At 72.5% G+C, this 9,740-nt stretch carries 7 protein-coding genes; 6 read left to right on the top strand and 1 reads right to left on the bottom strand.

The window, feature by feature from the left end:
* Positions 1-426 precede the first annotated feature (426 nt).
* The 5 genes from ACZ6JT_RS33870 (at position 427) to ACZ6JT_RS33850 (ending at position 7,130) form a co-directional block, all read left to right on the top strand.
* Entirely contained in the window at positions 427-792 is a 366-nt protein-coding gene (locus tag ACZ6JT_RS33870; RefSeq protein WP_469215802.1) for a chorismate mutase, read from the top strand.
* Between the two features lie 81 nt (positions 793-873).
* Positions 874-3,495, top strand: coding sequence for an aminopeptidase N (gene pepN, locus ACZ6JT_RS33865; protein WP_469215800.1), 2,622 nt, complete (start codon positions 874-876; stop codon positions 3,493-3,495).
* Between the two features lie 270 nt (positions 3,496-3,765).
* On the top strand, positions 3,766-5,178 hold the full coding sequence (locus ACZ6JT_RS33860) for a pyridoxal phosphate-dependent decarboxylase family protein (RefSeq protein WP_469215798.1): 1,413 nt from the start codon (positions 3,766-3,768) through the stop codon (positions 5,176-5,178).
* On the top strand, positions 5,175-6,584 hold the full coding sequence (locus tag ACZ6JT_RS33855; RefSeq protein ID WP_469215796.1) for a lysine N(6)-hydroxylase/L-ornithine N(5)-oxygenase family protein: 1,410 nt from the start codon (positions 5,175-5,177) through the stop codon (positions 6,582-6,584). Before ACZ6JT_RS33860 ends, ACZ6JT_RS33855 begins: the two co-directional genes overlap by 4 nt.
* An 87-nt stretch (positions 6,585-6,671) precedes the next feature.
* Positions 6,672-7,130, top strand: coding sequence for a DUF1963 domain-containing protein (locus ACZ6JT_RS33850; RefSeq protein WP_469215794.1), 459 nt, complete (start codon positions 6,672-6,674; stop codon positions 7,128-7,130).
* Here ACZ6JT_RS33850 and ACZ6JT_RS33845 read toward each other — a convergent pair.
* Complete coding sequence (locus ACZ6JT_RS33845; protein WP_469215792.1) at positions 7,036-8,838, bottom strand: bifunctional metallophosphatase/5'-nucleotidase; 1,803 nt, start codon at positions 8,836-8,838, stop codon at positions 7,036-7,038. The two genes, ACZ6JT_RS33850 and ACZ6JT_RS33845, sit on opposite strands and share 95 nt — an antisense overlap.
* Before the next feature lie 126 nt (positions 8,839-8,964).
* Between ACZ6JT_RS33845 and ACZ6JT_RS33840 the strand changes: the two genes are divergently transcribed.
* Positions 8,965-9,666: an SIMPL domain-containing protein gene (locus ACZ6JT_RS33840; protein ID WP_469215790.1), complete on the top strand. Its 702-nt coding sequence runs from the start codon at positions 8,965-8,967 to the stop codon at positions 9,664-9,666.
* Positions 9,667-9,740: the final 74 nt, after the last annotated feature.

The following is a 9,740-nucleotide window of genomic DNA, read 5'->3' as shown; positions in this document are numbered from 1 at the left end:
TGTGTTTTGGGGTGGTCCCCACGGGCCTTCAAACGCACTGCCGCCGCGCTGTCCGACCCCTCGTCACGTTCGGCGCCCGAGGAGACGCCCCGGCGCGCGCCCGCCCCCCACCCCAACCGGCCCCCCTCCGAAGCCCGACCCCCGCAACCGGCCCCCGTACCCGCTCGGCCGCGGTGCGACAGGCCCCCACACCGGCCCAAGCGGCGCAGCCGACCGGCCCGCCTCCGCCCCCACCGGCCCCCGTAGCCGGCTAGGCCCCGGTGCAACCGGCCCCCTCCGAACCGGCCCGAGCGGCGCAGGCAACCCGTGCTAGCGGCCCCCACCCGACCCCGCCCAAGCGGCGCAGCCGACCCGCACCCCCCGCCCCCGTCTCACAGGCCGACTGCCCGGAGACTCACCGGCCGGCGCCACGTATTCTCGGGAACCATGAACATCAGCGACCTCGACAACGGCGCGGGCCCGGGCCCGGGCAGCGGCAAGGGTGCCGCCGGCGGCATCGACGAGAACGTCACCGCCGAACTCGCCCGCCTGCGGGACAGCATCGACAACATCGACGCGGCCGTGGTCCACATGCTCGCCGAACGTTTCAAGTGCACCCAGCAGGTCGGCCACCTCAAGGCCCGGCACCAGCTGCCGCCCGCCGACCCGGGCCGCGAGGCCAGCCAGATCGCCCGGCTGCGCCAGCTCGCCGAGAACGCCAAGCTCGACCCCGCCTTCGCCGAGAAGCTCCTGAACTTCATCATCGCCGAGGTCATCCGCCACCACGAGACGATCGCCGCGGGCGAGGAGTAGCCACCGCTCGGGAGCCGTGGACCGGAGCACCAGCCGCGCAGCGCAAAGGGCTCGGTCGGCCGCTGGGGCAGCATGGGCCCCATGTCCGCACTGACGCGCAACGAAGCGCAGCTCCGAGCCCGGCTCCTCGACGTCCACCACTACGCCGTCACCCTCGACCTCACCCCAGACGGCGACGGCGACCGCGACCCCGGCGGCGACCGCGACCGCGACCGCGACGACGCCGAAACCTTCGGCTCGACCACCGTCATCCGGTTCACCGCCCGCACCGCCGGTGACACCTTCGTCGAACTGAAGCCGCACGAGCTGCGCTCCGTCACCCTCGACGGCCGCCCCCTCGACCCGGCCGCCCTCGAAGACAACCGCCTCCCGCTCACCGGCCTCACCCAGGGCCCCCACGAGCTGCACCTCGACGCCCGCATGCGCTACTCCCGCACCGGCGAGGGCCTGCACCGCTTCACCGACCCCGCGGACGGGGAGACGTACGTCTACAGCCAGATGTTCATGGACGACGTGCAGCGCGTCTTCCCCGCCTTCGACCAGCCCGACCTCAAGGCCGTCTTCGAGTTCACCGTCACCGCCCCCGCCCACTGGACCGTCCTCGCCAACGGCATCACCACCCGCCTCGCCGACCGCGACACGGACGGCGCCGGCATCTGGACCTCCGCCCCGACGCCCGTCATCTCCACCTACCTCGCAGCCGTCGCCGCCGGCCCCTGGCACAGCGTGACCACCCGACACGCCGGACTGCCCTTCGGCATCCACTGCCGCCGCTCCCTCGCACCCCACATGGACGCCGACGCCGACGAGATCCTGTCCATCACCAGGGACTGCTTCGACCGGTACCAGGAGAAGTTCGGCGAACCGTACCCCTTCGACTCCTACGACCAGGCCTTCGTACCCGAGTTCAACGCCGGAGCCATGGAGAACCCCGGACTCGTCACCTTCCGCGACGAGTACATCTACCGCTCCGCCGTCACCGACACCGAACGCCAGTCGCGGGCCATGGTCATCGCCCACGAGATGGCCCACATGTGGTTCGGCGACCTCGTCACCCTCGCCTGGTTCGACGACATCTGGCTCAACGAGTCCTTCGCCGAGTACATGGGCTACCAGACCCTCACCGAGGCCACCCGCTTCACCGACACCTGGACCGACTTCGGCGTCACCCGCAAGCCCTGGGGCTACGACGCCGACCAGCGGCCCTCCACCCACCCCGTCGCCCCCGCCCCCGAAGACGTCCCCGACACCGCCTCCGCCCTCCTCAACTTCGACGGCATCTCCTACGCCAAGGGCGCCTCCGCCCTGCGCCAGCTCGTCGCCTGGCTCGGCGAGGAGGACTTCCTCGCCGGCATCAACACCCACTTCGCCCGGCACAAGTTCGCCAACGCCTCCCTCGCCGACTTCATCGACTCCCTTGCCGCCCACACCGAACGCGACGTCCGCGCCTGGGCCGACGTCTGGCTGCGCACCACCGGCATCGACACCCTCACCCCGCGCATCGAGGAAGCCGCCCACGACGCCCACGACGCCGACGGATCCGGCGGAGCCGGCGGAGCCGCAGGCTGGACCCTCACCGTCGACCGCAAGGGCAGCCGCCCGCACCACGTCACCGTCGGCATCTACGACCGCGACCCCGCCGACGGCCACGCCCTCGCCCCCCGCGAGCCCCTCGCGCTCGACATCCCCTCCGACGAGGTCGTCTCGGTGAGCGGCGCCCGCCCGGCACTGCTCCTCCTCAACGACGGGGACTTCACCTACGCCAAGGTCCGGCTCGACGAGACTTCCCTCGAGACCGTCCTGCGCGGCCTGTCCGGCATCCCCGACGCCCTCACCCGCGCCGTCGTCTGGAACGCCCTGCGCGACATGGTCCGCGACGGCGAACTCGACCCGTGGGACTACCTGCTGACCGCCGAGGCGCACCTGCCGCAGGAACACGACCTGGCCATCGTCCAGGGCGTGCTCTCCTTCGCCCGCACCCAGGTCGCCGTGCGCTACGTCGCCCCCGCGGAGCGGACCGCCGCCCTGACCACCCTCACCACCATCGCCCGCGACCTGATCCGCCGCACCGAGGACGGCTCGGAGCCCGGCCTGCGCCTCACCGCCGTACGCACCCTCATCGACAGCGCCACCCGGCCCGACACGATCGACGCCTGGCTCGCCGACGACACCGTCCCCGGCGGCCCCGCGCTCGACCCCGAGCTGCGCTGGCGCATCCTCGGCCGCCTCGCCGTCCTCGGCGCCGTCGAGGAGGGCGACATCGACGCCGCCCTCGCCGCCGACCCCAGCGCCACCGGCCAGGAGGGCGCGGCCCGCTGCCGCGCCTCCCTCCCCACCCCGCAGGCCAAGGCCGCCGCCTGGGACCGGCTCTTCCACGACGACAGCCTCTCCAACTACCTCTTCAGCGCCACCGCCCAGGGCTTCTGGCAGCCCGAACAGGCCGAGCTCGTACAGGAATACGTGGCCCGCTTCTACCCCGACGCCGTCGCCCTCGGCGCCCGCCGCGGCCCCGCCATCGGCGAAGCCGCCGGCCGCTGGGCCTTCCCCGCGTACGCCGTCGACGAGGCCAACCTCCAGGCCGGGCACGCCTGCCTCGCCGACCCGGACATCCTCCCCCTCCTGCGCCGCAAACTCGTCGACCAGCTCGACGACCTCGCCCGCGCCCTCCGCGTCCGCACCGCCTGGCACCAGCCCACCGCCTGAAACCGGCCCCACCGCCTGACCGGCCCGCCCCGGTCCCCGGCCCGCCCCGGTCCCCGGCCCGCCCCCGCTCTTCCAGCCCCTCCGGCAACGGAGGGGCGGGGGCAGGGGCGGCCCCCCGGGCTTCGAGCCCCGCCGGCGACCGAGGCGGGGGCCGGGGACACCCCACCCACCGGAAAGACCGGACAAACCCCGGCGGTTACCCCATTCGGGTCGGATCGTTGTACTGGCAGGGTGCCCCGCCCCGCACCCCTCCCAGCACCGGAGGACCCGATGACCGCGCCGCCCGGCACTGGCACAGGCACAGGCACCGGCACACCGCCCCCGCTCGCCGGCGGGGCCACCGGCCCCGCGGCCCTGCGGCCCCTCCTCGACACCGTCCTCGACGCCCTGGAGACCGGAGCCCGCGACCGCGGCGGGCCGCTGCCCGCCGGCGGTCCCGAGGTACAGACCGCCCGCGTCCGGGCCGCACTGGGCGACGTACTGCCCGCACACGGAACCGGCGACCACGAAGCGCTCCGCACCCTCGTGCACACCCTCGCCGCAGGCGCCGCCGACCCCGCCGACCCCCTCTGCGCCGCCCACCTGCACTGCCCACCGCTCGCCGTCGCGGCCGCCGCCGACCTCGCCGCCAGCGCCCTCAACCCCTCCCTCGACTCCTGGGACCAGGCGCCCGCCGCCTCCGCCGTCGAAGCCCTCCTCACCCAGGCCCTCGCCGCCGAGTTCTACGACACCCCGCACGCCGACGCCCTCGTCACCACCGGCGGCACCGAAGCCAACCAGCTCGCCCTGCTCCTCGCCCGCGAACGCCACGGCCCCACCCTGACCGTCCTCCACGGAGCCAACGCCCACCACTCGATCCCGCGCGCCGCCTGGCTCCTCGGCCTGCGCCCGGCCACCGAACTCCCCACCCCCGCCGGCGTCCTCGACCCCGCCCGCCTCGCCGAAGAGCTCGCCGCGATCCCCGGCCCCACCCTCGTCACCGCCACCGCCGGCACCACCGACGCCGGACTGATCGACCCCCTCCACCGCATTGCCGACCTCTGCGACCGCTACGGCGCCGACCTCCACATCGACGCCGCCTACGGGGGCCTCCTCGCCCTCAGCCCCCGCCACCGCGACAAACTCGCCGGACTCGGCCGCGCCCGCTCCCTCACCGTCGACCTGCACAAACTCGGCTGGCAGCCGGTCGCCGCAGGACTCCTCGCCGTCCCCGACCGCGCCCTGCTCATTCCCCTCGCCCACCAGGCCGACTACCTCAACGCCACCGACGACACCGAAGCCGGCCTGCCCGACCTGCTCGGCCGTTCCCTGCGCACCACCCGACGCCCCGACGCCCTCAAGATCGCCACCACCCTGCGCTCACTGGGCCGCGACGGCCTCGCCCGCCTCATCGACCGCACCTGCGAACTCGCCCACGACCTCGCCGGACTCCTCGACGCCCACCCCGGCTTCGAACTCCACTCCACCCCCACCCTCACCACCGTCCTCTTCCGGCCCACCCACGCCGACGACGACCAGCTCGCCACCCTGCGCCGCACCCTCCTGCACCAAGGCCGCGCCGTCCTCGGCCGCACCCGCGCCGACGGCCGCCTGTGGCTCAAGGCCACGCTGCTCAACCCGCACACCACCGCGGGGGACATGAACACCCTCATCGCCCTCCTGGAAGGCAGCACCCACCGATGACCGCCCAGCTCGATGCCCCCCACGACCTCGTCGGAATCGGCATCGGCCCCTTCAACCTGTCCCTCGCGGCCCTCGCCCACGGCCTGCCGCGGCAGGGCGCAGGCGAACTCGCCACCGCCTTCTACGACCAGCGCCGCGACTTCCGCTGGCACCCCGGCCTCCTCATCGAAGGCGCTACCCTCCAAGTCCCCTTCCTCGCCGACCTCGTCACCCTCGCCGACCCCACCAGCCCCTGGAGCTTCCTCAGCTACCTCAGGCACAAGGAACGGCTCTTCCCCTTCTACTTCGCCGAGCAGCTCCACATCCACCGCGCCGAATACGACGCCTACTGCCGCTGGGTCGCCGGCCGCGTCCCCGGCCTCCACTTCGGCCACCAGGTCGACGCCGTCCGCTGGAACCCCGAACGCGACCTCTTCGAAGTCGACTTCACCCAGCTCGACACCGCCGGCGAGGTCGAGGCCCTCGGCCGCACCCACACCCGCCACCTCGCCCTCGGCATCGGCACCGCCCCCTACGTCCCCGAACCCCTGCGCCCCCTCGTCGAAGCCCCCACCGTCCCCGTCATCCACTCCGCCGACTACCTCGACAACCGCCCGCGCATCCTCGGCGCCGACCACGTCACCGTCATCGGATCGGGCCAGTCCGGCGCCGAGGTCTTCCTCGACCTCCTGCGCGCCCGCCCCGCCGGCCGCGAACGCCTCACCTGGCTCGCCCGCACCCCCTCCTTCGCCCCCATGGAGTACTCGAAGCTCGGCCTCGAACACTTCACCCCCGACTACACCCGCTACTTCCACGCCCTCCCCGAGCCCGTACGCAACCAACTCGTCCCCGCCCAGTGGCAACTCCACAAGGGCATCGACGCCGGCACCATCGCCGCCATCCACGAAGAGCTCTACCGCCGCACCCTCGACGGCGGCTGGCCCGACGCCGTCCTCACCCCCGGCGTCAGCGTCCGCACCGCCGGCCGCGTCGCCACCACCAAAGTCGAACTCCACCTCGAACACGTCGAGCAGGGCACCCGCTCCCGCCTCACCACCGACGCCGTCGTCCTCGCCACCGGCTACCGGGAACGCCCCCTCAGCGGCCTCCTCGCAGGCCTCGACCCCTACCTGCGCAAGGACTCGGCCGGCCGGCCGCGCATCGACGAGCGCTACCGGATGATCCTCGACCCCACCGTGACCGGCAGCATCTTCGTCCAGAACGGCGAACGCCACACCCACGGCGTCGGAGCCCCCGACCTCGGCCTCGCCGCCTGGCGCAGCGCCGCCATCCTGAACACCCTCACCGGCAAGGACCCCTACCCCCAGCCCGCACGCACGGCCTTCACCACCTTCGGCCTCGAACAGCGCGAGCACACCCGCCCCCGGCCCGCGGGCGAACTGCTCCCCCTGGTCGACCACCCCTGACCCCGCCACCCAGCCCTCCGCACCCCGTACGTTCCCGGCACGACGACGCTCCTCCTCGACGGCGGGCCGGACGCCCCGGACGCCCCGGTGACCCGTACCGGCGGCACACCCCTGGCCCCCGCCGGCACCGCATGGCCCACCTGCGCCTCCTGCGCGGCGCCCCTGCAGTTCCTCGCCCAGATCCACCTCGGCGACCTCCGCGCCCCCACCGCCCCCACCCCGGGCGTCGCACGGCCCACGGAGGTCACCGCCGAGCCGACCGAGGGCCCCGACCCGGTCACCGCCATGAACTTCGGCTCCGGCCGCGCCCACGCCCACACCTGCACCCCCTGCGGGCCGCGCCGCGTTCCTCCGGCAGTGCTGACCCCCCCGCCGACGGCCACGGCCCGCCCCCACGCACAGCGGCCGGGACCCCGCCACAGCAGGTCCCGGCCGCACCGCCCCGAACGGACTAGAACACCGGCACCCCGGCCCGCGTCAGCCGCCAGTCCACCGACGCGAACTGCGCCGGATCGATCGTCCCCTTCGCCTTCACCCACTGGATGATCGTGTTCCGGATCTCGTCCGAGTTCGACCACAGCTGCTTGGCCTGCGGCACGTGCGGGAAGTTCCCCCCACCCGAAGCCCGGTAGTTGTTCACCGCCAACACGAACCGCGCCGCCGGATCCACCGCCTTCCCCTGGAAGGTCAGCCCCGTGATCCGCGAACCCGCCGGCTGCGCGATGTCGATGTCGTACGCCAGCCCGTACACCGCGTCGTAGTTGTAGTCCGGAATCGCGTCGGCGTTCGTCAGCTTCGCCGGATCCACCGCGTCACCCGGCGCCGTCCGCACGAAGTACCGCGCCGAGAACTCCAGGTAGTCCTTCAGCTGCGCACCCGTCAGCAGCCGCGCCTCCATCGTGTTCTCGAACGGATACAGCCCCGCCGCATCCCTGATCGTCACCTGACCGGCCGGAATCGCCGCCGTCCGCGAGAAGCACGAGGCCTGCGACAGCACCGGAAGCGCCGCCCACTCCGTACCCGCCAGCGCCGCCCGCACCGTCTCCGCCTGCACGTGATTGATCAGATCGATGATCGCCACGTCCTTCACCGGGCCCTCCGCCGAGGACATCGCCTGCGTGGACGTACCGATCACCTGGTTCACGTACGCCACGACCTTGCGGTGCTCGTCCGACAGCAACCCCGTGATCTTCGGGTCCTCCGCCACCGTGTTGGAGTTCAGCACCTTCGCCGCGACCTTCGCCACCGACCAGCGGCCCTTCACCCACGTCAGCTCGAAGTCGAACAGCGTCAGCCGCTGCCCCCACTTCAACGGCTCCGACAGCACCACGTCCTTGCCGGTCGCCTTGTTCTTCACCCGGTACTCCGGGATCTCCGTGTGCGCGTGCCCCACCAGGATCGCGTCGATCCCCGGCACCTGCTCCGCCACCAGCCCCGCCGCGTTCTCGATGTGGGGCAGCTGGTCCCCGTACGAGGACGTACCGCTCGACCCCGAGTGCGCCGACACGATCACCACGTCGGCCCCCATGGAACGCAGCTTCGGCACGTACTTCGCCGCCTGCTCCTCCAACCCCGGGAACGTCATCCTGCCCTGCACATTGGCCTTGTCCCAGATCGCGATCCCCGGGTTCGTCAGCCCCAGCACCGCCACCTTCACGTCCCGCCCGCAAGGCGTCCGCAGCCTGTGCATGCTGTACGGCGCGAACGCCGGCCGCAGCGTCTTCGCATCCAGGGCGTTCGCCCCCAGCAACGGGAAGTCGCACTGCTCCTCGAACTTCCGCAGCACCGGTATCCCGTAGTTGAACTCGTGGTTCCCCAGCGCCGCCGCGTCGTAGCCGATCGCGTTCATCGCCTGCGCCATCGGGTGCACCGGGCCCCGCCGCGCGGTGATCGGATCCACCTTCGCGTAGTAGTAGGACAGCTGCGTGCCCTGGATCGTGTCACCGGCATCGATCAGCAGCGTGTTGCGCCGCCCCTTCTCCGCCCGCACCTGGTTCACCAGGGTGGAGATCTTCGCCAGGCCGACGTCGTTGTGCGCCTTGTCGTCGAACTCCTTGTCCGTGAAGTAGTCCCAGTTGAAGACGTTCCCGTGCAGGTCGGTCGTGCCCATCACCGTGAACGAGTACGTCCGCGGCGCCGGGCCCCCCACCTCCTGCTGCTGCGCGGCGGCCGGGGTGCTCGTAGCCCCCGCCAGCGCCACCGCCGCACCTGTCGCGGCCGTGGTCCCCAGAAAAGTCCTGCGGTCGAACGCCATGCCATCTCCCTTTGAGCCGTGAACAACGCGCGTAGATTCTGACCCACCGGTAACAACCAGCAACACCCCCGTCAGGTTTCGATCCGATGACCACACCCGTACGGGCGACAGTGCGAGAGTGAATCCATGACCCAGGACGCATCGCACCAGCCCTACGGCACCCCCGAAGTACCCCGCGTCGCAGTCCGCGGCGAAGCCCGCATCGAAGTCGACCCCGAGATCGCCCGGATCGGCGTCACCGTCAGCGCCCGCGGCGCCGACCGCCGCTCCGCCCTCGAAGACCTCACCCGCCGCAACAACACCGTCCTCGACCTCATCAAGAGCTACGGCGACCCCGTCGAAAAACTCGAAACCGGCTCCTTCTCCATCACCCCCGAACTCACCCGCCACGGCCGCGCCGAACGCGTCCGCGCCTACCACGGCCGCGTGCACATCACCGCCGAGGTAAGCGACTTCACCGCCCTCGGCGAACTCACCACCCGCCTCGCCGACCTCGAACTCACCCAGGTCGACGGCCCCTGGTGGGCCCTGCGGCCCACCTCACCCGCCCACGGCCAGGCCCGCCGCCAGGCCGTACTCGAAGCCGTCCAGCGCGCCCGCGAATACGCCGAGGCGCTTGGCGCCCAACTCGCCGCCCTCGTCGAGCTCGCGGACCTCGGAGCCGAAGACGCGGGCCCCTTCCCCGTCCCGGCCGGCGCCGGAATGCGCACCATGGCCTTCAGCACCGCCGAGGACGCCGGACCCCCGCCGCTCGACCTCGAACCACAACGCCAAACCGTCCACGCCCAGGTGAACGCCCGCTTCACCATGACCCCTCCGCGGCTCTGACCGACCCGCGAAATCGGCACCCCGGGGGTGCTCATCAGAGCACCCCCATGCACATTCAACAGTTGTCAACAACC

This window comes from Streptomyces sp. NPDC046308, assembly GCF_055588065.1.
The sequence above is the reverse complement of the archived record's forward strand: the minus strand, read 5'-3'. Positions and strand labels throughout refer to the sequence as shown.